The sequence below is a fragment of the Luteibacter sp. genome (genome assembly GCF_051958795.1).
In the GTDB taxonomy this organism is placed as follows: domain Bacteria; phylum Pseudomonadota; class Gammaproteobacteria; order Xanthomonadales; family Rhodanobacteraceae; genus Luteibacter.
In genome coordinates, this window is record NZ_JBQCFT010000159.1 from 1 (window position 1) to 26,860 (window position 26,860).

20 protein-coding genes, 1 tRNA gene and 1 pseudogene are annotated in these 26,860 nt (G+C 64.6%); 6 read left to right on the forward strand and 16 right to left on the reverse strand.

Annotated elements, in window-relative coordinates; all coding sequences use genetic code 11:
• On the forward strand, positions 1–358 hold a 358-nt coding region (locus ACTHLF_RS08385), incomplete at its 5' end, for a sensor histidine kinase (RefSeq protein ID WP_440326519.1).
• Between the two features lie 5 nt (positions 359–363).
• Here ACTHLF_RS08385 and ACTHLF_RS08390 read toward each other — a convergent pair.
• The 5 genes from ACTHLF_RS08390 to ACTHLF_RS08410 form a co-directional block, all read right to left on the reverse strand.
• Positions 364–1,149, reverse strand: a complete 786-nt coding sequence (locus ACTHLF_RS08390) for a hypothetical protein (protein ID WP_440326521.1) — start codon at positions 1,147–1,149, stop codon at positions 364–366.
• Between the two features lie 23 nt (positions 1,150–1,172).
• The gene (locus tag ACTHLF_RS08395; RefSeq protein ID WP_440326523.1) at positions 1,173–1,658 is read right to left on the reverse strand and encodes a discoidin domain-containing protein; all 486 of its coding nucleotides are present in this window, start codon (positions 1,656–1,658) and stop codon (positions 1,173–1,175) included.
• The gene (locus ACTHLF_RS08400; RefSeq protein WP_440326525.1) at positions 1,655–2,683 is read right to left on the reverse strand and encodes a sterol desaturase family protein; all 1,029 of its coding nucleotides are present in this window, start codon (positions 2,681–2,683) and stop codon (positions 1,655–1,657) included. Before ACTHLF_RS08400 ends, ACTHLF_RS08395 begins: the two co-directional genes overlap by 4 nt.
• A 141-nt stretch (positions 2,684–2,824) precedes the next feature.
• Positions 2,825–3,619, reverse strand: a complete 795-nt coding sequence (locus ACTHLF_RS08405) for an ABC transporter permease (protein WP_440326527.1) — start codon at positions 3,617–3,619, stop codon at positions 2,825–2,827.
• A complete protein-coding gene (locus ACTHLF_RS08410) occupies positions 3,616–4,230 on the reverse strand; it encodes an ABC transporter ATP-binding protein (RefSeq protein ID WP_440326529.1) in 615 nt (204 codons plus the stop codon). Before ACTHLF_RS08410 ends, ACTHLF_RS08405 begins: the two co-directional genes overlap by 4 nt.
• Positions 4,231–4,394: 164 nt before the next feature.
• Between ACTHLF_RS08410 and ACTHLF_RS08415 the strand changes: the two genes are divergently transcribed.
• Positions 4,395–5,063 carry a response regulator gene (locus ACTHLF_RS08415; RefSeq protein WP_440326531.1) on the forward strand — a complete coding sequence of 223 codons (669 nt, stop codon included), beginning with the start codon at positions 4,395–4,397 and terminating at the stop codon, positions 5,061–5,063.
• An 80-nt stretch (positions 5,064–5,143) separates the two neighbouring features.
• Here the strand turns inward: ACTHLF_RS08415 and ACTHLF_RS08420 are convergent, their stop codons facing one another.
• The 7 genes from ACTHLF_RS08420 to ACTHLF_RS08450 form a co-directional block, all read right to left on the reverse strand.
• Positions 5,144–6,721 carry an ArnT family glycosyltransferase gene (locus tag ACTHLF_RS08420; protein ID WP_440326532.1) on the reverse strand — a complete coding sequence of 526 codons (1,578 nt, stop codon included), beginning with the start codon at positions 6,719–6,721 and terminating at the stop codon, positions 5,144–5,146.
• Positions 6,722–6,750: 29 nt separating this feature from the next.
• Complete coding sequence (locus ACTHLF_RS08425) at positions 6,751–9,774, reverse strand: efflux RND transporter permease subunit (protein WP_440326534.1); 3,024 nt, start codon at positions 9,772–9,774, stop codon at positions 6,751–6,753.
• Positions 9,775–9,788: 14 nt separating this feature from the next.
• The gene (locus tag ACTHLF_RS08430) at positions 9,789–10,832 is read right to left on the reverse strand and encodes an efflux RND transporter periplasmic adaptor subunit (protein WP_440326536.1); all 1,044 of its coding nucleotides are present in this window, start codon (positions 10,830–10,832) and stop codon (positions 9,789–9,791) included.
• On the reverse strand, positions 10,829–12,094 hold the full coding sequence (locus tag ACTHLF_RS08435; RefSeq protein ID WP_440326538.1) for a TolC family protein: 1,266 nt from the start codon (positions 12,092–12,094) through the stop codon (positions 10,829–10,831). The genes ACTHLF_RS08430 and ACTHLF_RS08435 overlap by 4 nt, the downstream gene beginning before the upstream one ends.
• Before the next feature lie 251 nt (positions 12,095–12,345).
• A tRNA-Arg gene (locus ACTHLF_RS08440) sits at positions 12,346–12,422 on the reverse strand.
• 57 nt (positions 12,423–12,479) lie between these two features.
• Positions 12,480–13,388, reverse strand: coding sequence for a LytTR family DNA-binding domain-containing protein (locus ACTHLF_RS08445; RefSeq protein ID WP_440326540.1), 909 nt, complete (start codon positions 13,386–13,388; stop codon positions 12,480–12,482).
• Positions 13,389–13,460: 72 nt separating this feature from the next.
• Positions 13,461–15,359 (reverse strand): M61 family metallopeptidase, encoded by a 1,899-nt coding sequence (locus ACTHLF_RS08450; RefSeq protein ID WP_440326541.1) that lies wholly within the window; start codon positions 15,357–15,359, stop codon positions 13,461–13,463.
• A 252-nt stretch (positions 15,360–15,611) separates the two neighbouring features.
• Here ACTHLF_RS08450 and ACTHLF_RS08455 point away from each other — a divergent pair, with 252 nt between their 5' ends.
• From ACTHLF_RS08455 to ACTHLF_RS08465, 3 genes and pseudogenes are all read left to right on the forward strand, one after another.
• Positions 15,612–16,262, forward strand: a complete 651-nt coding sequence (locus ACTHLF_RS08455) for an outer membrane protein (RefSeq protein ID WP_440326543.1) — start codon at positions 15,612–15,614, stop codon at positions 16,260–16,262.
• 149 nt (positions 16,263–16,411) lie between these two features.
• The gene (locus tag ACTHLF_RS08460; RefSeq protein ID WP_440326545.1) at positions 16,412–17,056 is read left to right on the forward strand and encodes an outer membrane protein; all 645 of its coding nucleotides are present in this window, start codon (positions 16,412–16,414) and stop codon (positions 17,054–17,056) included.
• A 329-nt stretch (positions 17,057–17,385) separates the two neighbouring features.
• Positions 17,386–20,427 (forward strand): annotated as a pseudogene (locus ACTHLF_RS08465) (TonB-dependent receptor).
• Positions 20,428–20,568: 141 nt separating this feature from the next.
• Here ACTHLF_RS08465 and ACTHLF_RS08470 read toward each other — a convergent pair.
• The gene (locus tag ACTHLF_RS08470; RefSeq protein ID WP_440326547.1) at positions 20,569–21,273 is read right to left on the reverse strand and encodes a glutathione binding-like protein; all 705 of its coding nucleotides are present in this window, start codon (positions 21,271–21,273) and stop codon (positions 20,569–20,571) included.
• 129 nt (positions 21,274–21,402) lie between these two features.
• On the opposite strand from ACTHLF_RS08470, the gene ACTHLF_RS08475 reads away from it, so the two are divergent.
• Entirely contained in the window at positions 21,403–21,915 is a 513-nt protein-coding gene (locus ACTHLF_RS08475; RefSeq protein ID WP_440326549.1) for a DUF1697 domain-containing protein, read from the forward strand.
• A gap of 31 nt (positions 21,916–21,946) precedes the next feature.
• Here the strand turns inward: ACTHLF_RS08475 and ACTHLF_RS08480 are convergent, their stop codons facing one another.
• The 3 genes from ACTHLF_RS08480 to ACTHLF_RS08490 all read right to left on the reverse strand — a co-directional run.
• The gene (locus ACTHLF_RS08480; protein WP_440326550.1) at positions 21,947–23,452 is read right to left on the reverse strand and encodes an amino acid permease; all 1,506 of its coding nucleotides are present in this window, start codon (positions 23,450–23,452) and stop codon (positions 21,947–21,949) included.
• Between the two features lie 166 nt (positions 23,453–23,618).
• Entirely contained in the window at positions 23,619–24,659 is a 1,041-nt protein-coding gene (locus tag ACTHLF_RS08485) for a glycerophosphodiester phosphodiesterase (RefSeq protein WP_440326551.1), read from the reverse strand.
• Positions 24,660–24,715: 56 nt separating this feature from the next.
• On the reverse strand, positions 24,716–26,860 hold a 2,145-nt coding region (locus ACTHLF_RS08490; protein ID WP_440326552.1), incomplete at its 5' end, for a TonB-dependent receptor.

Consider the following 26,860-nt stretch of genomic DNA (forward strand, 5'->3'; position numbering starts at 1 on the left):
CGTCGACGGGCCGGGCGCACCTGTCTGGGTGCAGGGCGACGCCCTCGCGCTATCACGCGTGCTGATGAACCTGATCCAGAACGCGATGATGCACGCAGGCGACGAAGGAACCATCAGCGTCGCGGTGAATACATTGGGCGAGCTCTCGGTAACGGATGAAGGACGCGGCGTTCCCCTCGGAGAGCGCGACCGCATCTTCGAGCCGTTCTACCGGACGCGCCCCAGCAGCACGGGCACGGGGCTCGGCCTGCATCTCGCGCGACAGGTGGTGGAACGCCATGGCGGAAGCATCGACGTGATCGATGCCGAGCACGGCGGGGCATGCTTCCGCGTGCGGCTACCGCTGGCGGCTGCCTGACCCGTTCAGGGCCGCCAGGCGGCGACGTGGCGTAGCGCCGCCTCACGCGCGGCGTCGATGGGCTCCGGCCGCGTCACGGCCGACAAGGCCTCGCGCGGCTTTTGCCTGAGGAAGTACGCAACCCGCTCGGCGTTGGCGCCGGAAGGGTGCGGAAGGCCCGCCACGATCCGGCCTGCATCAAGCCGGCCGCTGGCAACCATGCGATCGCAGGCGAACTGCGCCGTGGCGCCCAGCGGGATGAACAGAGCGTGCGGGAGCGCCGCGCATTCCGCGGCGAAGTAGGTATCGATCTGGTCGAGAAGCAGGGCACTCCTCGCGACGCTGCCGCCGTTGTAGTTCTTGCCGCCAGCGAACACCGGGTAGCGGAGGGCTGCTGAAAACTGCACCAGGTCGGTCCGTGTGGTCCACAGCTCCGCCGTTGACGCAATGCCCAGCCGCCCGGCGACGCCGAGGAAATCCAGCATGCGCACGAGGTGGCCGCGGATCGGGCCAGACCAGCTGGCGGCCCTTTTCGCAGCCGCGGCTGCCGCGTCGGCATCGTGGCCGGCCGACAGCTCGATTCGTGCGGTCTTCAGTGCCACCAGCGCCTGGAAGCGACCCGGCGAAAGCCCAACGAGCACGAGCGGCGCTGCGGCGTTTAGATAATCGAAGGGCGCGTAATACACCGCATATCGCGCATCGGCCGCCATCCGCAACGCATCCGGCAACGGCTGATGCGCGGAAAAATCAAGCGCGGCATCCCGCAGGACGCCTTCGTAGCGGTGGAACAACGCCAGGGAACCGGGGGACATGTGTCGTGCCGTGCTACGCGCGACTACCAGACTTCCACTTCGTAGATCCGCGTGGCGGGATCATCCGTCTGCGTAGGCCTGGTCACGTCGAGCTCCACGTAGCGTGCCTTCACCGGCGCGATGCGGTGCTCGGTGACGCTGGCGGTATTCGCCGTCACGTCCACCACCGGCTTCCAGTCCTTGCCGTCCGCTGACACGCGCACGGTGAAGGCCCGTGTGTTCATCTCTGCGGGTTCGTCGCCCGCACCCGCGTGCCTGATCGTGAAGCCCGACACCTGCTCCACCTTCCCGAGGTCGATCCGAAGCCAGCTGGGGACCTCCTTCGTGCAGAACGTATCCTCGGTCTTGCTGGCCAGCTTGCCGTTCACCGCTTTCACCGCCTCCTCGCCAGGTTTGCAGATGGGCGACCCGGTGACGGACTTGCCCAGCGCGAGATCGACGTGCGCCGCATGGGATGCCATGGGCAAGCCGAGCACGCCGGCAACGACGAGGCATGCAAATGCCGTCATGAGCGAACTCCTTGAACGGTTTGCGACGAAGGCGGGTGCTTCGGATCCATCCCGGCAAGCTCCTGTTTGGCGACCCTGGCCGTCTTGTGATTGCCGTCGTGGCTCCAGCCCGGCGGCATCACGAGATACATGAACTTGTTGCGCAGGCCGGGCGCGTGCCAGACATCCTTGCCGAGCAGGTAGAACTCGCCCAGGTACGCATCGGTCACGCTGTACGGTTTCATCGGGCGGGTGATGCCGTACTCGATCGTCACGTCGTCGCGCTCTTCGATGTACGTGCCGAACACCCGATCCCAGATCGGCAGCAGGTTGCAGAAGTTGGTATCCATGTAGACCACGTTACGCGCGTGGTGCACGCGGTGGTGCGAGGGGGTGAGGATGATTCGGTTCAGCACGCCGAGCCTGCCGTTCTTCAGCACGCCTTCGCCAACGTGGATAAAGCTGCCCCAGAAACCATCGATGATCATGATCAGCACGAGCAGCGGCGGGCTCACGCCAAGCACCATGCAGATGCTGGTTCGCACGAAGTCGGCGTAGGCGGCTTCCAGGAAAATGTGCGAGTAGTTCACGCTCATGTTCATCGCCACGGGGGCGTGGTGCGTGGAATGCAGGCACCACAGGATCCGCACCTTGTGCGCGAAGAAGTGATAGACGAAATGGGAAAGCTCCCAGGCGACATAGCCATAGAGCACGCCGTACCACGTCAGGCCAGCCTGGAAGAGCGCGAAGCGCTGGAACAGGCCGATGCACAGCGTGACCATGGCGATGGTGATGAAGCTGCCGATGAACCGGTTGAGCACCATCACCAGCAAGGGCACCTGGTAGTGCTCGCGCCGGAAGGTCTTCTGGGCGACGCTGCGCACCAGCTCGAAGACAAGCAGCAGGGGAAGGATCGGGCCGAGCGCGGCACCGAAGCCATCGACCGTGAGCAGCGCGCGGTAGTCGCCTTTCGCGATCAGCTCAAGCAGCGGGCCGAGGCCGAAGAAATCGAGCACCTGGCCATTTAGCCATCCGATCACATCCATCGCTGGCACCGCACCCCCATGTGGGAAGGTAACCGGTTTAGCACGATCTAAAACGCGCGGCAAGGCGCGCCGCGGATGGGTGTGATGATCATCGTGTTTCGGGAGGATGGCCGTCGGAGCGACGTTTTCGCCCGCGCAGTGCTATCGAGAGCGCAGCCTGTCCAGCCGCAACCGGTCCCGTTCGTCGGTAAGCCGGCGCAGTACCCAGCGCACCGAAAGGATCGCTCCCAACGCGCTACCGCCAGCGAGCAGCAACATCAGCACGATCTGATACGTCGCCGCCTGGAGCGGATCCATACCGGCAAGCACCTGGCCCGTCATGACCCCTGGCATCGTGATGATGCCGGCCGCGCTCATCTGGTTGATGAGCGGCACCATGGCGCGGCGGATGGCGTCTCGCGCGAGTGGCTGGGTGGCCTCGTGGAAAGGGTCACCGCGCATCAGCCGCGCCTCGATGGCCGCGGTCTCGGGCACGATGCCTTCCAGGACGCCCGCCATGCCGATGCTGACCGCGTTCAACACATTACCCAGCAGGATGCCTGCCATCGGCACGATGAAGCGCGGTGTCCACCCGGCCTCCCCTGGCAGCAGGCAGACAACGGCGAACAGGCAGGTGAGTAGTCCGGGGGCGGCCACACTCACAAGGCTTGCAAGGAAGTGGCCGTGCTGCAGGCGCCGTTTGGGACGGGCCGCCGCTTCCCGTGCCGCGGCCAGCGTCATGCCGAGCACGAGCAGACCCGTGAGCCACGCCGCATGTGCGGCAAAGACAGCGCGAAGGACAAATCCAAGCGCGACGAGCTGGAGCAGCATGCGCAGCGACGCGACCAGCAATGGCCCGTGGATGCGCAGGCGCATGCCCACGGATAGCGCGCTGTCGAACAGCAACACGCTCGCAGCAATGGCAATATCCGCCGGGTCGAAACTGATGGCGTTCATTCGCTGACGACCCTTCCGCCATCGAGGTGCAACACCGAGCCAGCCATGCGCGAGACCTGCCGCGCGTCATGCGTCGCCAGCACGATGGAGGCACCGGCGGCCATCACCACATCGAGGCAGTCCTCTACGCATCCGGTGGCACGGGGGTCGAGGCCGCTGGTCGGCTCATCGAGCAAGAGTACGCGGGGTACGGCCACCAGCGCCCTCACCAGAGCCAGCCGCTGACGTTCGCCCGTCGAAAGGCCGTGGATGTCACGCCCGAGGATATCGTCCGGCAATCGCACCGCCCGGCACCACCGGTCAGCCGCCGCCAGGGTCGCCGGGTCGAAATGCTCCGCCACCGATGGCCCCCACCAACCCGCCGACGCAGGCACGAGCGCGACGCGTCGACGCCAATGCGGTGCTGGCATCGCCGCGCGACGCTGGCCATCAAGACTGACATCGCCTTCGCCCGCATCAAGGTCGGCGAGCAAGCGCAGCAGCACGCTCTTCCCGGAGCCCGAGGCTCCCATCACCGCCATGCACTGGCCGGCGGGCAGGTGGAAGGACACCGGCCCAAGATGGGGACCGCGCAACGTTTCGACGCGAAGACCGCTGACGCTCTGGGACATGCGATGGATCCGGCTGCCAATGCAGGCATCGTGACCATCGCGGCTTAGCGCAAGCTTGCGCTGCCGTGAGTCATTGCCCAGACGGCGACGCGGCGGGCTAAAAGGCGCGCGTAAGGCGCTGCCGCGATACTAGGCCCGCAGATGACTTCGTGGATCCACCCGCCATGCATATCCTCGTCGTCGAAGACGATGGCCTCCTCGGACGGGCGATCGCCCGCGCCTTGGCGCAATCGGGCCATCAGGTCGACTGGGAACAGACCGGTCTCGCCGGCCTTGAGCGCCTGAAGGAGATCGCCTACGGCGTCGCGCTGATCGACCTTGGCCTCCCCGACATAAGCGGTATCGATGTCATCCGCGACGCCCGTGACGCACAGGTCACTGTCCCCATCATCATCATGACGGCGCGTGATGATATCCGCTCGAAAGTCGATGGGCTCGATGCCGGTGCCGACGACTACATGAGCAAGCCGTTCCATCTTGACGAACTCGGCGCTCGCATCCGTTCGGTCGCCCGACGCACCCGTGAACCCGCGGATAACATCATCGAAGCCGGTGATCTGTGCATCAACCTCGACAGCTTCGAGGTGCAGGTCGGCGGACATCGGGTCGACATCACCCGCCGGGAATTCGCCCTCTTGTCCATCCTCGCCAGCCACGCCGGGCACATCGTCCATCGAAACGCCCTGGAAAGCCAGTTGTATGGAGGCGACGCGAAGGTGGGCACGAATGCCCTTGAGGTCCTGGTGCATAGCGTGCGCCGCAAGATCGGTGCGTCTCAAATCACGACGGTACGTGGAATGGGTTACCTCATGCCGTCGCGTCGAGACCGGTGAAATCGAACACGCCTTCGCACAACCACACCGCAGCCCGCATAGGCATGTCCTGTTCTTCCGATTAGGGCAACAGGGACGACTCACGGATGGACCTCGCGTAACCTTCCAGCCGGCACGAGTCCTTCCCAGCCGTCCGCCAGGGTGACAGCGGCAAGGGCATACGACGGTGCCGGCCCACGACTTGCGTGGACCAAAGCGAAGCCACCGGGGTTTGCGGCTATCCACGCGCGCTCGTCCTCGATGCGGGGAAGCGGGCGGGGCAACCGCGCGAGATAGGTGATCATGCCCGGTTCGTCAACAACCGCGGCAACGACTACGCCCCTGCGCTGGAAGTCCTTCACCGCATCGGCAAGTTCCTGGGGGTCCATATGCGCCTTGGCGTGTCCCCCAAAGAGAAGCTCCGCCGATACCGCGGCGAGAAGCGCGGCCACTGATGCGATACGGAGTTGTGTTTCCCCTGGACGCGCACCCATGGAGCGGGTCGCCAGTGCGCCCAGGGAGAGGAGTGTCGCGGACGCCAAAGCCGCTACGTACCAACTCGCGTTCCCCTGCATGCCGATAACCGAATTGGCCACTGGCCACGCCCAGGCGAGGGCTGCCGCAGCCAGCAGCCAGCTTGCACGGTGGAATGCAAATGCCGAAGGTGCATGCCGAGCCATCGCACTGATGAAAAGCGCGGCACCGGGAAGGAGGGGAAGCAGGTAATGGATTTGCTTACCGCTTATGAGCGAAAACAGCACAAGCGCCGGCAGGAACGCGGCAACGGCAAACCGCCCTATCCCCGTACCCAGGGTTTGCCGCGCGGCGACGGGCAACTCGCGCACGCGAACCAGGCAGGCCCACGGCAAAAGGAACGGAGCGATCCATGGCAAATACCACCACATGCTTCGCTGGTGGGCGAAGCTATGTGCCACGCGGCCCACGGATTGGTGAGTCAACGACTGCACCAATGGCACGCCCTGGATCCGCGTCGCGCTGGCGATGGCCCAGGCTGCAAGGGGAACGAGGGCGATGACGAGGCTCAGGGAGAGGCCTGCAGCCAAACGCCAGGGCTTTTCGAGTGGCCGACCGAGCCACCAGCGCACGAACAACATGGGGCCGAGCATGTGAAGCAGGTACACAGGCCCCTTGGCGAGAAGCCCGCATATGCCCGCGACGATGAACGTGGCCACCCCGTAAACGACTTCACCCTGCACCCACCGCACCAGCCCCAGGAAACCAAGGGTCACGAAGAAGAGCAGCGGAACGTCGAACATCGCAATCGGTGTGAACGCGCCGAAGAGCACGAAGGGCAAGAGCACCCATCCCGCCGATGTCGCGTCCTGAAGGCCGAACCGCCGCGCGATAGAGGTCACTGTCGCCACGGCCGACGCCGCAAGTGCGATGCAGACAATCCTTGCCGACGCGGTCGACACACCGAATAGCGTCCATGCGACGTTGACGAGCCAGAACAACAACGGCGACTTGTCCATGTAGGGCTGGCCGTTAAGCGTCAATCCGAACACTTCACCCGATCGCCTCATCTCCCACGCGATCGACAGGTACCTCGTCTCGTCGATCGGCACCGACGGAAGCAGCAGCGCGGGAATCATCCACAGGAAAGCGATGACCCAGGGTCGGTCGCGCAGCCACGGAAACAAGAGCGTCGGATCGTTCATGCGCGCAGCCTAGCCACGCGCCCTTACACTCAACTTAGCGGTCTTGCGTTACGCATCGCGCAATGGATGGCTGCGGGAAGCACCACCAACACCATGGGAAACTGCAGCAATAATCCTGCAACAATTGCGACGGCCAGCGGCTGCTGCAAATCAGAGCCTTGTCCGAGCGCAAACACGAGCGGGAGCAGTGTCAGGATGGCTGCAAGCGTCGTCATCGTGATCGGCCGAAGACGGGTTCGCACCGCGCGGCGCATGGCCGAGTGCCAGCCGGTCTGCCGTGCCGTGGAAACATATTCCGAAAGCAGGAATATCGACATCTCCGTGCCGATGCCAATCACCATCGTGAGACCCATCATCGCCGTGACGTTCAGGTCGACGTTCGCCAACCAGAGTCCGGTGAACACCGCTGACGTCGACACGAGCGATGCGGCGATGACCAGCAGTGCGATGCGCATGCGACGGTAGAGGAACATCAGAAGGATGAATTCCGCGCCGATCGCCGCCGCGAAGACCTTCTTCAGCCCGGTGAAGGCGATTTGCTGTTGCTGGTAGAGACCGCCGAGTTCATAGCGGGCGCCCGCAGGCAGGACGCCGGGCTTTGCAAGCTCGGCCCGTACGCGCGCAACGGCCGAGGCGATGCCACCCTTCTCGATACGCGCGGTCACCGGCACCATGCCTTGCAGGTCCTCGCGCGTTATCTGCGGCTGGCCTGCGACGGCAGTGACGCGTGCAACGCGAGAGAGCGGAAACAGGTGGCCGTCCGGTGCGCGCACCGGGAGCGCCAGTAGATCGGCGATCCGCCAGGTGCGTGAGTCAATACCGCCAACGCGTACACCGACGGCCTTGATGGTTCCCGGGAGCTGGGTGGCGACAACCCCCGCCAGCGCATCCGAGATGGCCTGGGATACGAGCTGCACCGTCGCGCCTTCGGCGTTGGCTGCATCAGGATCGACGTGGACGTCCAACGCATCCCCGGCGACCTGGGCACCACTTTTCACATCGACCAGGCCATCGATCGACCCAAGGGCAGCCGCCACGCGATCGGCAAGGGGAAGCAGCGCCGATACATCGTCGCCATAGAGTTTGACCTCGATAGGTTGGGGCACCGCGGTGAGGTCGCCGATGAGGTCTTCCGTGAGCTGGGCGACTTCCACCTGTACGCCCGGCACGTTGTGCAAAGTCAGGTCGCGCACTTCGTTCATCACGTCGCTGGTCGGTTGTTCGTGGTCACGCTTGAGCTTGATGAAGAAGTCACCGTGGTACGACTGCCCCAGGTCGCCCCCGAGCCCCGTACCCAATCGGCGGGAGAACGTGTCGACGTTGCGGTTCATCCGGAGGATGGACTCGATCTGGGCGACCTCGCGCTCGGTTTCGGTGATGGAGGTGCCGGGCCTTGTGTAGTAATCGAGGACGAAACCGCCCTCGTCCGCTTCGGGCATGAACCCTGTCGGCACATGAAGGTAAGCAACGATGCCGAGCGCAAGCGCAGCGGCAGCGGCAAGTGCAGCGAGCCAGGGCCGGCGGAAGGCGGCACTGGCGAGGCGGCCGTGCCATCGGTCGAAACCTTTCTCCCATCGCGCGGGTGAATGCTTCCAGGACTCCGGTTTCGACAGGCGTGCCGCAAGGACCGGGACAACGAAGGCAGTCAGTACCCACGACACAAGCAGGGCCGCCGCCATGGTCATCGAAAGCGCGCGCGAGAATGCGCCGGTAACGCCGTCAAGGAACGCCAGCGGGATGAAGACGATAAGCGTCGCCAGGCTGGAACCGGTGAGCGGCACGAAGAACTCCCGCGCGGCGCCGAACACCGTGCCATCTGCATTCGGGTTACCTCCCCCGGCCACGCGCCGCGCCATGTGCTCGACCATCACCATGACATCGTCGATCACAAGGCCTACCGCGGCCGCCATGCCACCGAGCGTCATGATGTTGAAGCTCAGCCCGGCAACGGAGAGGCATAGCACTGTCGTGGCAAGGATCGCGGGGACGGCGATGAACGCGATCAGCACCAGCCGGAAGCTGCGGAGGAACAGGAACAACACGACGGCGGCCAGCACCATGCCAATGGCGATCGCATCGCGCACGCTTGTGGCGGATGCCGTCACCAGCTCGCTCTGGTCGTACCACTTCCTGAGCTTCACCCCTGGCGGCAGGGGAAGTGCCGCAAGCTTCTTCCGCACGGCGGCGGCTATCTCGACCGCGTTGCCATCCGGCTGCTCGTAAACGTTGAGCAGGACGGCTGGACGGCCGTCCTCGGCCACCCGCGTCCAGTCGGGTGCGACATCGGCACGGACGCGAGCCACCGCGCCCACCGTCGTCCGTCCTCCACCCGGCACCATGACGGGGATGGCGGCAACCGCCTCCGCATCCTTGATCGCGTTGTTGGTCACGACGAGGTAGAGCTTGTGTCGGTCCTGGATGCGGCCAACGGCACTGACCTGGTTGGTCGCGGCAATCGCGCCTGAGACATCCGACGCCGCGAGTCCACGCGCCGCGAGCGCGTGCGGATCGACCTCCACTTCAATTTCGGCGACCTGCCCTCCCTGCACCCCGACCCGGGCGAGTCCGGGCACGGCAGCGAGCATGGGCGCGATGCGGTACTGCGCGAAGTCGCGGAGGGCGACCGGTGACATGCTTTCGCTGCGCAAGGCATAGGAGATGATGGGAAACACCGTGGGGTCCATCCTGCGTACGTCGTAGGTGGTACCCGACGGCAGGTCAGGAAGCGTCCTGGCGATCGCCGCCTCGACCAACAACGTCGACGCGATCATGTCGCGTCCCCAACCGAAGTCGATCGACACCTGTGCTTCGCCACGCGACGTTTCCGAGCGGACGCTGTTGACGCCAGGCACGGAGCGGATGGCATCCTCCACCGGCCGCGTGACCAGTAGTGACGTCGTCTCGGCCGGCCGGTCGCCGGCGGACAGGTCGACCACGATCCGTGGAAACGAGACCTGTGGAAAGAGGCCCACCGGCAATCCCACGGCGGCAACCAGGCCCATGATGGAGAGCATCGCGGCGATCAGGAGCAACGCGGCCCCGTGCCGGGCCATGAACCCGCCGCCCGTCACTTCCGGTCCTCGCTGGTTGCCACATTCATGCCGTCCGCAACCTGCGGGGCGCCTGCAATGATCAATGGCAGGGCTGGGTCCACGTTGCCACCCAGGGCCATCCGGTCACCACGCTCGGCAAGCACAACCACAGGGACACGCCTGGCCTTGCCGTGCTGCACCTGGAAGACCATGTGCGCACCACCGTCCTCGACCACCGCATCGGCCGGAACCAGCCAGCCATCGGCTTCACCGATGGTGATCTCCGCGCGCCACGCGCTGCCTGCCATGGTGTCGCCATCCGGCGTGACGCGTACCGGGACAAGCCGTGTCTGGGTGTCGATGGCATCGCCGACCGCTGCCACGCGACCCGCAGTGGCGTCACCGCCTTCGACCGGCGTCATCACCACTGGCATGCCGGCATGGATGGCACGGACGAGCGTCGGTTCGACGCCACAGGCGAGCATGCGCTGCGACGTCGGCGTCACCGTCATGAGCGCACTTCCGGCCGGAACCAACTGACCTGGCGCCGCGGAAATGCTGGCCACCGAACCGTCGACAGGCGCCTTCAGCGTGATCGCACCGTCCACGCCCGCAGTTGGGAGCGATGCCAGTACGATCCGCGCGTCCGTCACCGCTTTCTCGGCCTGGCTGACCTGTTCATCCGTCGCCAGCTTGTCGGCTTGCAATCGGCGCAGGCGCGCCAGCGAGACCGATGCCGATTCAACCGCCGTCCTCGCCTGCCCGGCGGCGACCCGCGCGCTGGCCGAGAGCGTGGCGTGCCCTAGCACCTGTCCCCGCGCGACGTGCTCACCTTGCGCGACGTCTATCGACGAAAGCGCGCTGTCCGCCGCCACGGATACCGTCTGTTGGTAAATCGGACCGGGACTGACCGTACCGTAGGCGACGACGGTCCGCGCCATGGTCCCGCGAACCGGCGTCGACACCGTCACGGCGGCGGACGCCACCTCGTGGCCGGTGCTTCCATCCGATGGCGCGGTGCAGGCGGCAAGCACACACGCGGTCAGGACGATGGCGATTGCGTGTGTCGAGCGCATCATTCAAAGCCTTTCTTCGATTCGATCGCGGGCATGCCGATGCCCAGCAAGGTGTCGAGCGCGATCCGTTGTTCACGGATGGCCAGTTCGGTTCGCAGCAGCGCCACGCGGCGGGCCAGTGCTGCTGCGGTCAGGTCGGTGTAGGCAGCGCGGCCGAGGTCGCCGCGGTCGAACGCACGCGTGGCATGGGTCACCTGTGATCTCGTGCCATCCCCTTGCCCCATGCGCGCAAGCTCGCCTTCGGCAACGCGGTTGGCGGCGATCAGCGCCATGGCTTCATCCCGTGCATCAGCCACGCGCTGGCCGTATTCGTCATGCAATCGCTGGCGGCTGGCACCCGCCGCTTCCGCCTGGGCTTTGCCCGTGTCGAAAAGGGGAAGATCCAGGGTCAGCGAAGGGCCGCCATTGGTGACGCGGCTGTTGTCCTGCGACGCGTCGTAGCCCACGGAGAGGCCCGGGAACTGCGTGAGTACCGCCGCGCGAAACCGTGCATCTTCAGCCTCGTAACCCATCGCCAGTGCGACGAGGTCCGGACGGTGTGCGGGTAGGTCGTCAATGGCCCGCCTTGCACCTGGTTCATCCAGGGGAGCGAGCGGAGGAAGCGGCACGAGGGGAAGCGGCGCATCGAAGGCGAGCCCCATCAGCGCGCGAAGCTCGCGGCGTTGCCCCATGAGCAGCCGCTCGGTTTCTGCCGCTGCCTGGTCGGCCTCGCTGGTGGCCTGGCCTACGGGGAGACTCATGCTGGCGTCGACATCCCCGTGCTCGCGTGCGGCGGAAACGGCCGCCCATTGCGCCCGCAGGAGCTCGCTTAGCTCAACCTGCGCGGCGAGCAGCTGTTCGTTGAGCTGAATGTCGGTCACGAGCAGGCGGCCCTTTGCCACCGCCTGCCATGCGTCCCAGGCGAGTCCTGCGTCCACTTCGCGGACGGTGGCGCGCGCTTCAGCGTGGCGCGCCCGTAGCGTTATCCACCCATTGACGGGTTGCGAGAACGCGGCTGTCCATGCCGTTGCGTCGCCTGCGCCCGAGAGCAGGTAACCGAGGCTGCCGCTGAAGGTCGGATTGGGCGGCAACGCGCCGGCCTTTGCCTTCGCCCTGGCCTCGGCGTGACGCGTCCGTGCCTGCTGCAGGACGGGCGAATTGGTAAGGATGAGGCGCGTGACATCGCCCGATTCAAGCGCCTTTCCCGACGGGGGAGCCTCCTGAAGTAGATCGACTGACGAGGCGTAGGTAGCGCGCGTATCGAGAGGTAGCGGCGCGTAACGCACACAGCCACCAAGAGCGAGCCACGCCAGGCCGGTGCTTAGCCACCTCGAAACAGGGAAACGCATGCGCGGGTAGGGTGTCGTGGGGAATGGGGCCCACGCTAGCTAAGCCCGCTTAGGAGAATCTGTGCTTGTCAGCGTGCCGTGGCGGCCCGTATGCAATCGCGATGGCGCCGACACACGGGATGTCGTGCGCGAGGCCCGGTGGGCGACGCGAAAGAGGACTGAATCGTGGGGGACCGCATGGGGAGGAATGGCGCGCCCGGAGGGATTCGAACCCCCGACCAATGGCTTCGGAAGCCACTACTCTATCCGGCTGAGCTACGGGCGCGTACCTGAGCGGTCGGGCATTGTAGCGGGAATGCCCCCCGCAGGCCTAGCCTCGGCTTCAGGCCCGGGCGGCGGCGGGCTCCGCGCCGGCCGCCACGGCGCGCAGGGCCTCGCGGTAGCGGCGGCTGCACGGCAGCACCGTGCCGTCGGCCATGTGCAGGCGGGCTTCGCCGGCGTCGAGGGGTTCGATCGAGGTGACCTGCGCCAGCTGCACCAGGTAGCTGCGGTGGGCGCGCACGAAGACGGCCGGGTCGAGCCGTGCCTCGAGGGCCGCCAGCGTGCTGCGCAACGGGTAGTCACGGCCACGCACGCGCAGGTTCACGTAGTTGCCGGCGGCCTGGGCCCATTCGATATCGGCGGTGGCCACGAGGAAATCGCGGCCCAGCTTGCGGACGAGGAAGCGCTCGGGGCGATCGACGGGTTCGACGGGCGCGGCCTCGTCGTCGGGCTCCGCCAGCAGGCTGGCTTCGCCCGTGCTTCGCCTTCCGAACCACTCCACGGCGTGGATGAACACCACGATGTAGAAGAACGTGCGGACATCCTTCAGGTATTCGTAGATGAACTGCAGGCCGAGGTTGCCAGGATCGTAGCTGTCGCCGCCAAGTCGGTAGCCGAGCAGCCTGAGAAGATCCATGCCGGTGATGTGGAGCACGCACCACAGCACGCTGCCCACGATGTAGTACGGCAGGTAGCGCCGCCAGGTATCCGCATGCAAGGGCCAGCGGTCGCAGGCAATGAGCAGGAACGGGAGGAGCAGCAGGGACACGAAAGGGCTGCTGACTTCGTTGATGACGATGTGCCAGGTGGCATACGGCACGTGGTAACGATCGGCATCGATGCGCGACGTAAGCACGTTGCTGATTGCCGCGGTGCCGAAGATCACCGCCCACAACAGGAACATCAGCCAGCGCCGCCGGCGGCGGGCGGTGTCGATATCGTGGCCAGGAGGCGTGAGCGCAGGTTCCATGGGCGCAGTGTATGACGTTGCGTGGCGTATCGCGCGCAAGCCCAAAAAAAGGGCCCTTGCGGGCCCTTTTTCTTACTTCGCCTTGTACAGCTGGGTCAGCCAGTCCGGCTTGCTGTTGTCGCGCTCGAGGTGCGGGTACTTCAGGCCATCGTGGTATTCGATCTTGATGGTCTTGTACTGGTCGAAGTTCTTCACCAGCAGCTCGATCGGAGCGGAGGTGCCCTTCGCGGCGGTCACGGCATCCTTCAGCGCATCGCCGTCGAATTCCTTGCCGTTCACGGCGACGATATGCATGCCCGGCGACAGGCCGGCGTTGAAGGCCGGGCTATCCCAGCGCACGTCGGAGATATCGCCCTTCGACGACACGCCGAAGCCGGCCGAGTAGGTCAGGTCGGTGTAGTGGCGGCGGGCTTCGAAGGCCTTCACGGCTTCCGACGGCTTGTCGTTGTAGACCAGCTTCCAGCCACCGCGCTCGATGCCTTCGAGGTCGCCCTTGTGGCCGTCGACGCGGTCACGCAGGTACTTCGCCCAGTCGTACGGGGTGATCGAGTTCAGCGTCGAGGCGACTTCGTCGAAGGTGTACGGGTTGACCTTCCAGTCACCGTCCTTCATGCCGAAGAAGGCCTTGGCGAAATCATCCAGCGAACGCTTGTTCTTGGTGAGTTCGCGCAGCTTGGTGTCGACGTCCAGCCAGATCATCTGGCCGCCCGAATAGTAGTCCTCGCTCATCTGGTAGTTGCGGTACGAGAGCGGGCGACGCTGGGCGATGGTCGGGTCGTTGGTCGTATCCTGGATGTTGCGCCAGGACAGGCCCGGACGGCCCTTGTCGTAGGTGGCGGCGACGAGCGCGAGCAGGTCACGCGCCTGGTCCTGCGAGACGAGGCCCGAACGTGCGGCGACCACGTTGCCCCAGAACTGGGTCTGGCCTTCGTACACCCACAGCAGGCTGTCGCCCATCGGGACGTTGAAGCTCGGCGTGGCGAGGTCGGCGCCGCGGCGGTACTTGCCGTCCCACGAGTGGTTGTATTCGTGCGCCAGCAGGTCACGGCCAAGCCAGCTCTTGTCCCACTCGGTGAAGTAGTTCGGCTGCGCGCTGTTTTCCGACGAGCGATGGTGCTCGAGGCCGATGCCGCCGAGCTTTTCGGTCAGCGCCAGCAGGAAGTCGTAATGGTTGTAGTGGCGCGCGCCGTACAGCTTGTCCATCTGCTTGACGAGGTTGCGGTGGATCTCGAGGGCTTCCGGCTTGATCTCCAGCGACTTCGCGCTGTCGGCCACGATATTCAGGTGCACCGGCGAGCGGCCGTTCGGATCCAGGTCGACGCGCTTGAAGTAGCGGCCGGCGAAGATCGGCGAATCGACCAGGTCATCGAAGTTGATGTTCTTGAAGGTGACGGTATCGCCATCCTTGCTCGCCTGCTCCAGCGCGGTACCGAACTGGAAACCGGCCGGCAGCTTCACCGAGGGCTCGAACTGGACCTGGTCGGCGCGATAGCCGGCCGGGTACAGGGCCACCTGGTTCCACTGGACGTTGACGATGTCCGGGGTCATCACGATGCGGCCCTGGCGCGTGTCCTGCGGGGTCAGGGTCTGGAATTCCAGGTCGACCGACGAGGCGCCGGCCGGGACGTCCACGTGGAAGGCATATACGTTGTATTCGTCACGGGTCCACTCGAGGCGCTGGCCATTGGCCTTCACGATAAGGCCGGCGAACTGGTCGATCGGGCCGGTCGGCGAATGGTGGCCGGGGATCCATTCCGGGAACAGGAGGGTCAGCTTGCCCGGCTGGGCGGGGACCGTTTCCTTGACGCGGAAAATGCGGTGGTCGGTATCGGTGGCGTCGACGACGACCTTCACGGTGCCGTTGAACGGGCCATCCTTGATGGCGGGAACGTCATCCGCGGCGAAGGCGGCCGTGGCGCCGATACCGGCCAGGGCGGCCAGCAGCGCGGAAGCAAGAAGGGTGGATTTCAAAAGATTCTCCCGTGGAGCATGTGGATCGCCGGGCGGTCCTGCCTGCGAGTGGGTCGGCGCGGTCCCCTGCGGTCCGCGCAAGCCACCGATGCTAAAGGGCGGGGGGTGGGTGCTCCCTATGCCAGAGGTCACGGGGGGCGGCGGAATACCTGTCATGGCATCGCAGGTTAAAACGACGTAAAATCGTGCCGCCCACAGGGGGCCCACCGGCGAAGGGGCCGGTGCAAACTTTCAAGGATTCAGGGACTAAACATGCAAAAGGTTCTGCTCTCGGTGGCCGCGGCCGCCGCTCTTTCGTTTGCTTCGCTCTCGGCCACGGCCGCCACGCACGATGGTGCATTCATCAGCGTCACCGGCGGCAGCTCGCGGTATGACGTGAGCCACGCCAACTTCGACGACAAGAAAGACAGCTCGGTCGGTGCCCTGGCCGGTTACCGCTGGGTTGTGGATCGCCCGTTCTCGATCGGCGTGGAAGCGGGGTACGTCGATCTCGGAAAGATGAGTTCGACCGAAGATTACTGGGTCGTCCCGGCATACGGGATCCACGATACGTTGAGCTACAAGTTCAAGGGCAAGTCCGTGTTGATCGGTGCGAACGGCAAGTGGGATCTGCCGAACGGCTTCACCATCACCGCCCACGCCGGTCTCGCGCATTCGCAGATGGATTATTCGATCCGTGAACGCGATACGAGCCCAGGTTTCGACAAGACCTACAACCTGCTTGACGAGACCTCGCACGACAACGCCATCTACGCCGGCCTCGGCTTTGGCTATGACTTCAACGAGCATTTCGGCATCACGGTCGTATACGACCACTACGCCCTGAAGGCTGAAGACATCACCGGCGACAAGCGCACCGTGAACGTCGGCGTGTTCGGCGGCAACCTGGAATACCGCTTCTGATAGCGGCCTGGCGGCCATGGCAGCGGTCTGTGACGCAGGTCACGATCAGCTGTCATGGCAGCCAATCAGAAAGCCTCGTAAGATAACGCCGCCCCAAGGGGCTCGCCGGCAACGGGGCCGGCAGACTTACAAGGACTCAGGGACTCATCATGCAAAAGGTTCTGCTCTCGGTGGCCACCGCCGCCGCGCTCTCCCTCGCTTCGTTCTCCGCCGCTGCCGTGACCCAGAACGGCGCATTCATCGGCGTTTCTGGTGGCCAGTCGCACTACGACATCAGCCACTCCTCCTTCAGCGACCACAATGACACTGCGGTCGGCGTTGTCGCCGGCTACCGCTGGGTCGTGGATCGTCCGTTCTCGCTCGGCGTCGAAGTCGGCTATGTCGATCTCGGCAACATGAAGGGGTCGGAAACCTACACTTCCAGCGTCTACGACGTGGACTACCGCGCCAAGTTCAAGGGCGAGGCACTGCTTGTCGGTGCCAACGGCAAGTGGGATCTTCCGCACGGCTTCACGATCACGGCACGCGCCGGCTTCGCGCATTCGCGCAGCAAGTACAACGAAGATTACTTCGAGACGTCCGCCTGCTGCGGCAATCCGGAGTTCCACTACCGGGGCCAGTCCAATGACAACGGCATCTATGGCGGCCTCGGTTTCGGCTATGACTTTAACGAGAACTTCGGCATCACGGTGACGTACGACCACTACGCCCTGAAGGCGGAGGACATCACCAGCGACAAGCGCACGGTGAATGTCGGCGTGACAGGTGCGAGCCTGGAATACCGATTCTGGTAATTCCCCACGGTGGTGCAACCAGAGAAACGGCCGCATTCGCGGCCGTTTTTTTGTGCGGATCCCACCAGGGCCCGTACTGCAGGCTTTTTCGTTTGGCCGCCTAAACCCCTATACAACCTTACGGTTCTTCGCTATAACCGATAGCGAGTGCTGCGATGCAGCACGCATGGGATTCCGAAAGGAAGCATTGAACAGTCACCCGCCCGCGGCATAGCCAGCCGGGCTGGTCGGGTGCACCCCAGGGTTTGTCCGTCGAAGCCAGACGGGAGCGTGCCGCGCTCCCGCGAGTAGCCGTGCGCCATGAAAACGTACCGAGGAGACGTTAGCCCATGTCCAGTCGTATCACGCGACCCCGCCATATCGCACTTGCCGTTGCGCTCGCCCTATCAGCTCCGCCGGTATTCGCCCAGTCAACGACCGGTGGCATTTTTGGCCAGGCCCCTACAGTAGCCGGCCAGACCGTCGTTGTGACGAGCGATACCGGCCTCAGCCGTGAGGTACCCGTCGATGAGCGCGGCCGCTACAGCGCCACCCAGCTACCGCTCGGCACATACACGGTCAGCCTTCGCGCCAACGGGCAAACCATCGACAGCAGGCAGAACATCGTATTGAAAGTGGGCGCCGGCACCGAGGTATCGTTCGTGTCGACTGCAAAGGATGCGCAGGACCTGTCCGGCATGACGGTGTCGGCCTCCGCGCTTGCCAAGATCGACGTTTCGAGCATCGATTCCCGGACGGTGGTGACGTCCGAACAGCTAGCCAAACTCCCGTTGGGCCGGAATTCCGAGGCGATCGCGCTGCTCGCGCCCGGCGTCGTCAACAACGGCGGCAACTTCAAGGGTGCGACGGGTCACTCGCTGGTGAGCTTCGGTGGCTCGGCCGCGTCTGAGAACGCGTACTACGTGAACGGCTTTGCCACCACGGACCCCTTGCAGGGCTTCGGCGGTCTCTCACTGCCGTATGGTGCGATCGAGCAGCAGGAAGTTTACACAGGCGGCTACAGTGCCCAATACGGCCGCTCCGACGGCGGCGTGATAAACGTAGTGGGCAAGCGCGGTACCAATGAATGGCACTTAGGTGCACAGGTGCTGTGGGAACCCGCCTTTGCCCGCGCCAACCAGCGAAACCGTTATTACGAGAGTGGCCTGCCCGCGTCGCCACGCGCCGGAAACCTCTACTCGCCCGATAGCGAGAACAGCAGCGATAGCACCACCGTGAGTGCGTATGCCGGCGGCCCGCTGATCAAGGACAAGCTATTCGTTTTTGTCGCCGCCGAATACCAGCGCCAGGAAGGCAACACGGTGAACCCGGTCACTGGGTACACCAGCACGAAGCCGTACGAGGATTATCGCTACAACTCACCCCGCTGGTATGGAAAGCTCGACTGGAACATCACCGATAACCACATCCTGGAAGTCACCGGTGCATCGGATAAGTACCAGACGTCCGGCACGGTTTACGATTACGACTACACATCGCGCACGCGCCTCGCCCGCATCGGCGCAGATGACGACACCAAGAACGGTGGCGACCTCTGGACCGCAAAGTACACAGGCTACATCACCGACGACCTGACGATCAGTGCGCAGTACGGCAAGCTGCACACCACCGCGTACGATTCACCGGGTGGTTACGACCCGTCACTGACGTACGTGGACGGCATCGTCAACCAGAACCCCGCCCTTAATGGTGGGTCTCCGCGTGGCAATACGCAGACTGTCTCCAGCCTGATTCCTGCCGGCAAGGGAAACCGTACAACGAACACGCGCATCGATATCACCTACAGGATCGGCGACCACGCGATCACCGCCGGTATCGATAACCAGACCGCGACCGCACTGGACCAGGGCTCAGTGACCTCCGGCCCGGGTTACTCGTGGACCTACGGCCAGGGCGATCCGAACACGCCCATCTCGACGGGCCTGGGTGTGCCGGCGACCGGTGGTTTCCCGAATGGCGCGGGCGGCTATTACGTCATCCAGAACATCAATAGCAGCCTCGCCACGGTGCGCTCCACCCAGCGCGCGCAGTACATCGAGGACAAGTGGCAGTTAAATGACCGCTGGCTGCTTTCGTTCGGCATCCGCAACGACCAGTTCGAGAACTTCAATGCCGATGGGGACGCGTTCATTACCCAGCACAAGCCGCAATGGGCACCGCGTCTTGGCGCCAGTTGGGATGTGAATGGTGATGCCACCTTCAAGGTGTACGCGAACGCAGGTCGCTATTACCTTGGCCTACCGCTGAACCCAGCACTCAATGCAGCTGGCGGTGCGCTCACCACCTCGCAATACTTCACCTATGGAGGCATCGCGGCGGATGGTACGCCGACTAACCTCACCGCCATCTCCGTGCCCGTGGCGGCGAACAATACCTTTGGCCAGTTGCCTGATCCGAAGACGGTAACCACCAAAGGGCTGAAGTCTGAATACCAGGATGAATTTATCCTCGGCTTCACGAAGACCCTGGGTAGCGACTGGGTTTATGGTGCGAAGGCCACGCAGCGGATCCTGCGCAACGCCATCGACGACTATTGCGATATCGACCTGGTGCTCAACAAGGCCCAGTCGCTGGGATATGACGTGACGACGTCGAGCAATCCGGTGAGTTGCTGGCTGTTCAATCCCGGCAAGGCCAATACGTTCAACCTGGTTGACACGTCAGGCAACTACGTGAGCGTGCCGCTTTCCAACAAGGAATTCGGCTTCCAGGGCCTGAAGCGCCGCTACTACGGGCTCGAGACCTTCCTCGAGCATCCGTTCGCCAATGGCTGGTATGGCAAGGTGAGCTATACGTTCTCGCGCAGTTACGGCAATACCGAAGGCCAGCTGCGCTCCGACCTGTTCCGCGAATCGCGCGGCACTGGGCAAACGGCTGTGTCGACCACGCAGGACTGGGACAACAGCTACATCATGGTCAACACCAATGGTGTGCAGAACAACGATCACAAGCACCAGTTCAAATTCTTTGGCTATTACCAGTTCACCCCGGAATAGCTGGTCAGCGCCAACCTCAGCCTGATCTCCGGCGCGCCCAAGCCCTGCCTTGGTTACTTTGGCGCGGACCGCACCGACCCGGCCGGTTACGGCAACAGCTATCACTTCTGCTACGGCGAACCCTCGCCCCCAGGCAGCCACGGCCGGCTGCCGTGGATCCGCCAGCTCGACATTGGTGCGACCTACCGGCCAGCGTTCGCGGAAGACCGGCTGGCGTTCAACCTCAACGTCTTTAACGTGACCAACGAGCAGAAAGTGCTGGCGATCTTCCCGAACTCCGAATCGAGCCCGAACCTGTCGAATCCGCTGTATGGGACGCCGACGGCGTTGCAGCAACCGCGGTATGTACGGCTTAGCGTTAACTACGATTACTGAGGAGATGACGCGCAGGCATGCCCCCCGCAAATGCCCGCTGCAAATGGAAGCGCCCGGCGATCGTGAATCGCCGGGCGCCTTTTTCATGCCCAGACCGACAAGCACCGGCCATCGCGGGAGCGCGCTTGCGCGCGATGGGCGTTACGACCGAGCCGGAATCTTCAACCCACGCTCGACTCCCGGTCGCGACGTACCACGCTCCAGCCACGCGATGACGTTCTCGAACTGGTCGAACTCCACCAGTTCACGCGCACCGTAGAAGGTAACCAGGTTATTCACCCAGCCAAGGGTGGCGATATCGGCGATGGTGTACTCGTCGCCAACGATCCACTGCTGGCCAGCCAGCTGCTTATCGAGCACGCCAAGCAAACGCTTCGCCTCGTCCACGTAACGCTGCAGCGGCCGCTTGTCTTCCCATTCACGCCCGGCGAACTTGTGGAAGAAACCGACCTGGCCAAACATCGGGCCGATGCTCGCCATCTGGAAGAACACCCACTGGATGGTCTCCCATTTCTTCTGCGGATCCTTCGGCAGGAACTTCCCGGTCTTCTCGGCGAGGTAAAGCAGGATGGCGCCGGATTCGAACAAGCCGATCGGCTTACCGTCCGGGCCGTTCGGGTCGATCATGGCCGGGATCTTGCCGTTCGGGTTCAGTGATTCGAACTCCGGCAGCTTGCTCTCGTTCTTCATGATGTCGACGAGGTGCACCTCGTACGGCAGGCCGACCTCCTCCAGCATGATGGAAGCCTTCACCCCGTTCGGCGTGGGCAGCGAATAGAGCTGGATGCGGTCGGGATGCTGCGCCGGCCAGCGAGAGGTGATGGGGAAATCGGAAAGGTCGGCCATGGGAGCGCATCCTGTGGTGGGCGAGGGTCAGGTCTTCGAAGGTAGGGGGCGGGAGGAGCCGATTCAACCGCCCTGCCCCGCCAGCCGGCCTTCGGCTTACACTCGGCCGAGCCTGCCACGGAGCCCGCCATGACCGCGTATATCGCCCTCCTCCGCGCCGTGAACGTCGGCGGCACGGGGAAGCTACCGATGACCGAGCTGAAGGCCATGTGCGAGGCGGAGGGGTTCGAGGGCGTAAAGACCTACATCGCCAGCGGCAATGTGGTGTTCACCTCTCGGCTTAAGGAGAAAGCGGTGAAAGACGCTCTCGAAGCGCGCCTCGCCGATTACGCGGGGAAGCCCGTCGGGGTCATGGTCCGGACCGCGGCCGAAATGGCGGCCGTCCTTGCCGCCAATCCCTTTCCCGGTGCCCCGGGCAACCGCGTCGTCGCCATCTTCCTCGACAGCGCCCCGCCGAAGGACACCCTCGCCGCGGTCCGCCACCAGGCCAGCGAGGAGATTCGTCTCGGCAAACGCGAGGTCTACGTCCGCTACGACGACGGCATGGCCTCATCGAAGTTGGTGATCCCCGCCGCGAAAGCCGGCACCGCCCGTAACATCAACACGGTAGCGAAACTAGCGGAATGGGCTGCAGCCCTGTAGGAGCGCGCTCGCGCGCGATCCAACCGCACAATCACTCGCGATTGAGCTTGCTGTGCCGCGCGCCGTAGGCAAAGTAAACCACCAGCCCAATCGCCATCCAGATCGCAAACCGCTCGAACGTGATCCACGGCAGGCCATAGATCAGGGCCAGCGAGAACAGGATGCCGAGCGGCGCGGTGAACCACACGGCCGGCGTGCGGAAGTTGCGCTGCAGGTCGGGCTTGCGGACGCGCAGCACCAGCACCGACGCGCAGATCAGGATGAATGCGCTCAGCGTGCCGATGTTCACCAGCTCCGCCACTTCACCGATCGGCAGCAGGCCGGCGACGACGGCGGTGAAGATGCCGAGGATCATGGTCGGACGCGCCGGCGTGCCGAAGCGCGGATGCACCTTCGAGAACCACGCCGGCAGCAGGCCGTCGCGGGAGAGCGCGAACCAGATGCGCGCGGCACCGAGCATGAAGGCGAACAGCACGCTGATCACGCCGATGACGGCGGCGATGGCGATGATGTTGCTGATCCACGGCAGGCCGATGGCATTGAACGCATCGGACACCGAGGCTTCGCCGCTCAGCGAGCTGTACGGGACGATGCCGGTGAGCACCAGCGATACGGCGATATACAGGACCATGGCGACGGCGAGCGAGAGCAGCACGGCGCGCGGCAGGTCACGCTGGGGATTCTTTGCTTCCTCGGCGGCCGTGGTCAGGGTGTCGTAACCGAAGACCGCGAAGAACACTACCGATGCGCCGGTAAGTACACCGTGCCAGCCGAAGTGGCTCACGCCCTTCGCGTCGAACATGCGCTCAGGGATGAAGGGATGCCAGTTCGCCGTGTTGATATAGAACGCGCCGACGCCGATCACGAGCGCGACGCCGATGACCTTGATCGTGACGATCAGCGTGTTGAGGCGCGCGCCCCACTCGGTGCGCACGGAAAGCATGATCGCGACGAGCAGCGAGATGCCGGCGGCGATGATATTGAAGCGGTGGCCGTCCGTCGGTGCGGCGACCGGCTCGGCGAAGCTGACGCCCAGCGAGCCGACGGCGTGCTGCCAGTAGAACTTCATGGTGTCGGCGCTCATGCTCTTCTGCGCCCATTCCGGGAGGTGCACGCCTGCGGTTGCGAGCAGCACCTGCACGTAGCCCGACCAGCCGATGGCGACCACCGCCACCACCAGGGCGTATTCGAGCAGGAGATCCCAGCCGATGATCCAGGCCGCGCCCTCGCCGAGCACCGCGTAGCCGTAGGTGTACGCACTGCCGGTGACCGGGATAAGCCCGGCGAACTCGGCATAGCACAGGGCGGCACAGGCGCTGCCCAGGCCCGCGATGATGAAGCTGAGCGCCACGGCCGGGCCGGCGTTCAGGGCGGCCTGCTGGCCGGCCAGCACGAAGATGCCGACGCCAATGATGCCGCCGATACCGATGGCGGTGAGCTGCCACAGGCCGAGGACGCGGCGGAAATCCGAGCGCTTGCCGACCTCCGCCTGCAACTGCTCGACGGACTTATGGCGAAGGAACCTGGCTAGCGACATGGGGCGACCCGCGGTGTGGCAAATGACCGGGGATCATAGCGGGCCCGCAGGCGCCGTGTCGCCCGTAGGAGCCCACCCTGTGGGCGACGGCATTCGCCGGAAAGCCACAGGACCTGTGGCTGTCGGGTGAAAGATGTCGCCCACAGGGTGGGCTCCTACGGCGGGTTTAGCGGTGGTCTACGGCTTTGCGGCCCAGGGCCGGGTCGTCGGTGAAGAAGGCATCGATGCCGGTGGCCAGGTAGGCGCGGATCTCCGCTACGGAGCCTTCCTCATTGCGGGCCGCATCGCCGGCGCCGTTACGGAAATTCGCCGCCAGGAAGTGATTCTCCGGGCGGAAGGTGTACGGATGGACCTCGAGGCCGGCCGCGTGGGCATCGTGGACCAGGGGGGCCACGGGCGCCAGCTTCCCGTCGGCGGCCAGCGGGATGATGCTGCGGATCGAGGGGCCAATGGCGTCGGCGTAGGCACGCACGGCCTTCAGCCCGGCCGGGGTCATCATGGCTGCGTAGGTCAGCGCGGGCTGGTCGGCCGGGTGCTCATCGCCCACCTCCATCAGATGGAGCAGGCGGATGTTCGGATGATCCTTGCCCAGCTTGCCGCGCAGGTACTTCAGGTTGTCCACCTCGAACGACTGGATCTCCACCGGAGCCGTACGGGTATAGGCATGCGCGGCAAGGGTCGCAAGCACCTTGTCTTCCATCGGCAGGCCGATGCCGCGGAAGTAAGTGGAATGCTTGATCTCCGGGATGATCCCCAGGACCTTGTCGCGCGCCGAGGCCTCGGCGGCGACGAACTCGATCATCTCGTCGAAGGTGGGCACCGTGAACTGGCCATCGAAGGCCGTGTTGGCCTTGCGGATATCGGCCAGCCGCTCGCGGGCACGCAGTGTCTTCAGCTCGGCGAGGGTGAAGTCTTCGGTGAACCAGCCGGTGATCTGCACGCCATCCACCGTCTTGGTGGTCTTGCGGCTCGCGAATTCGGGATGGGCGGCCACGTCCGTGGTACCGCCGATCTCGTTCTCATGCCGCACCACCAGCACGCCATCCTTCGTCGAGACCAGGTCGGGCTCGACGAAGTCCGCGCCGTCGCGAATGGCGACGGCATACGAAGCCAGGGTGTGCTCGGGCCGCAGGGCACTGGCCCCGCGGTGGCCGATCACCAGCACTTTCGCGGCGATGGGACGGGCATCCATGGCTTCCACGGTCATCGGCAAGGCTCCGCACATGAGGGCAAGGAGGCCAAAGGATAGCGCCGTCTTCATCATCAGAAATCCGCCGAAAGGGTCACGAAGCTCTGCCGCGGTGCGCTGGCGTGGAACGCGAGGGCGCGGCCCTGCGGATCCGTCGCCGCGAACGCGGTGAGGTTGGTCGCGTAACGATGGTCGGTGAGGTTGGTGATGTTCAACGCCAGGGTCAGTGCCTTCAGCTGGCCGATCGCGCCGAAGTCGTAGCTCGCACCGAAATCGAACGAGGCGGCGCCTGCGACGCTCTGGTCGTTGGTGTACGTGTAGTAGCGCTTGCCGGTGTACTTGCCACGCAGGCTCGCCGTCCACGGACCCGTGGTGTAGCTCACTTCGCTCGCGAACATGCGCTTGGGCGTATCCACCGTGGTCTTGCCCTTCACCGGCACCGGCACGCCATTGGCGACGTAATTGTCATCGTACTTCGAACGGTTGAACGACGCCGAGTTGTACCACTGGAAGCCCTGGATCGGCTTCCAGATGAAGGTGAACTCCGCACCGCGGCTGCTGACCGAGCCGACGTTGACGAAGGCCGTGTTGCACTCGGGGCGCGTGCCCACTTCGATGCTCGGGCACGGGTTGAGCGAGAGCAGGCGGTTGTCGAACTTCACGTCATACAACGCCACGGAGGCCTCGTAGGCGGTACCGATGCTGCGGAAACCGCCATCGATGCTGCGCGACTGCTCCGGCTCCAGGTTGCTCCGGGTGCCGTTGAATGCGGCCTGCGATACCGACTGCGGGCCGCCCGCGCCGCCACCCTGGAACGAAGCAATGTTTTTCGCATAGGAAAGGAAGACTTCCTGGCCCTCCGCCAGCTTCCACGCCAGGCCAGCCTGCGGCAGCAGGGCCTTCTGCGCCTTCAGCGTGCCGGTCGCGTACGGGCTTTCCACGCCCGGCAATTCCACGGCCTTCATCGTGGTGTGCGGGCTCTTCACGCCGACATCGACCGACAGGCGATCGTCGAACGCCTTGAAGCTGTCCTGGATGTACGCCTGCTTCGTGGTGATGGTGTAATCCTGCGCGAACAGGCGGCGATCCGGGCTCTTCAGGTAATAGTTGTCACTGACCGGGCCATCGATCCAGTAGAAGTTGCGCTCGACGTGGTGGTCGTTCTGTTCGTACCACACGCCGCCTTCGACATGATGCGCGCCGAAGTCCCACGACAGCGATGCGATCGCGCCGTTGCGGTTGATGGTGTAGTTGGTGCTGCGGATGCTGATCGGCAGTTCTTCCGGCGTGCCGGGGAACGACTTCTGCCCGGGCGACCACCAGTGGCCCTGGCCGGCATTCTCATGGTGGTAGACCTGCGTGTGCAGCGTGCCACCATCAGCCACGTTGAAGTCGCCGGCGATGTAGTAGAGGTCGTCGCGGCGCAGCGCGCGGCTCTGGTAGTAGGCATCGTCGATGTTGTCGACACCGCCGCTAAAGCCGCAGCGGGCGTCCTTCACGCCGCCGATCGTGTACGCCGGCGCGCAATAGGCCGCGGCAAGCGCGCGATTCCAGTCCGGGGCGTAGAGGTTCCAGTCCCAGCCCAGGCCACGACGCATGCCACTCTTGGAGAGGTAGGCGTAATCGGCCTGGCTGGTGCGCGAGGTATCGGCAAAGCCGGTGATGCGGTTGCCATCGCCGAACTCGTACACGGCCTTGCCGTTGAACTGCTTCGTGGTGGTCTTCGAATCCGGCTGCGCCCACATGTCCGCATCGGCCTTCACGCCCGACAGGTACATGGAGAAGCCCTTGTAATCGCCGGTGTCGATGCGCGCGTAGGTGCGGCGGTTGTGGTCACTGCCGAAGGTCTGCGCGGCCTTGCCACCGAACTTCGCCGACGGGTCGGCCGAGAAATACTGGATGGTGCCGCCGAGGTTGCTGGTCGAGGCGGTACCGAGCGCGCCGATACCTTCGGAGAGCTCGACGGTGGACATGTTCTCGGCGATGAGCGCGCGGGAGATGTTCAGGCCATTGTAGTTGCCGTAGGCGTTATCGCCGAGCGGCAGGCCGTCCAGGGTGTAACCGAGGCGGGTGGTGTTGAAGCCACGCAGGGTGATCGACTGCGACTCCTCGTTGGCGCCGAAGGCATCGTTCGACTGCACGCTCACGCCCGGCAGCCGGTTGAGGATCTTCTGAGGGCTGGTCCCCGGCGGCAGGACCTTCTGGTCCTCCGGCACGAT

Coding starts and splice junctions, on each gene's coding strand:
- ACTHLF_RS08390 (WP_440326521.1), bottom strand. CDS start 1,149: ATGTCCCCCGGTTCCCTGGCGTTGTTCCACCGCTACGAAGGCGTCCTG.
- ACTHLF_RS08395 (WP_440326523.1), bottom strand. CDS start 1,658: ATGACGGCATTTGCATGCCTCGTCGTTGCCGGCGTGCTCGGCTTGCCC.
- ACTHLF_RS08400 (WP_440326525.1), bottom strand. CDS start 2,683: ATGGATGTGATCGGATGGCTAAATGGCCAGGTGCTCGATTTCTTCGGC.
- ACTHLF_RS08405 (WP_440326527.1), bottom strand. CDS start 3,619: ATGAACGCCATCAGTTTCGACCCGGCGGATATTGCCATTGCTGCGAGC.
- ACTHLF_RS08410 (WP_440326529.1), bottom strand. CDS start 4,230: ATGTCCCAGAGCGTCAGCGGTCTTCGCGTCGAAACGTTGCGCGGTCCC.
- ACTHLF_RS08415 (WP_440326531.1), top strand. CDS start 4,395: ATGCATATCCTCGTCGTCGAAGACGATGGCCTCCTCGGACGGGCGATC.
- ACTHLF_RS08420 (WP_440326532.1), bottom strand. CDS start 6,721: ATGAACGATCCGACGCTCTTGTTTCCGTGGCTGCGCGACCGACCCTGG.
- ACTHLF_RS08425 (WP_440326534.1), bottom strand. CDS start 9,774: ATGGCCCGGCACGGGGCCGCGTTGCTCCTGATCGCCGCGATGCTCTCC.
- ACTHLF_RS08430 (WP_440326536.1), bottom strand. CDS start 10,832: ATGATGCGCTCGACACACGCAATCGCCATCGTCCTGACCGCGTGTGTG.
- ACTHLF_RS08445 (WP_440326540.1), bottom strand. CDS start 13,388: ATGGAACCTGCGCTCACGCCTCCTGGCCACGATATCGACACCGCCCGC.
- ACTHLF_RS08455 (WP_440326543.1), top strand. CDS start 15,612: ATGCAAAAGGTTCTGCTCTCGGTGGCCGCGGCCGCCGCTCTTTCGTTT.
- ACTHLF_RS08460 (WP_440326545.1), top strand. CDS start 16,412: ATGCAAAAGGTTCTGCTCTCGGTGGCCACCGCCGCCGCGCTCTCCCTC.
- ACTHLF_RS08470 (WP_440326547.1), bottom strand. CDS start 21,273: ATGGCCGACCTTTCCGATTTCCCCATCACCTCTCGCTGGCCGGCGCAG.
- ACTHLF_RS08475 (WP_440326549.1), top strand. CDS start 21,403: ATGACCGCGTATATCGCCCTCCTCCGCGCCGTGAACGTCGGCGGCACG.
- ACTHLF_RS08480 (WP_440326550.1), bottom strand. CDS start 23,452: ATGTCGCTAGCCAGGTTCCTTCGCCATAAGTCCGTCGAGCAGTTGCAG.
- ACTHLF_RS08485 (WP_440326551.1), bottom strand. CDS start 24,659: ATGACCGTGGAAGCCATGGATGCCCGTCCCATCGCCGCGAAAGTGCTG.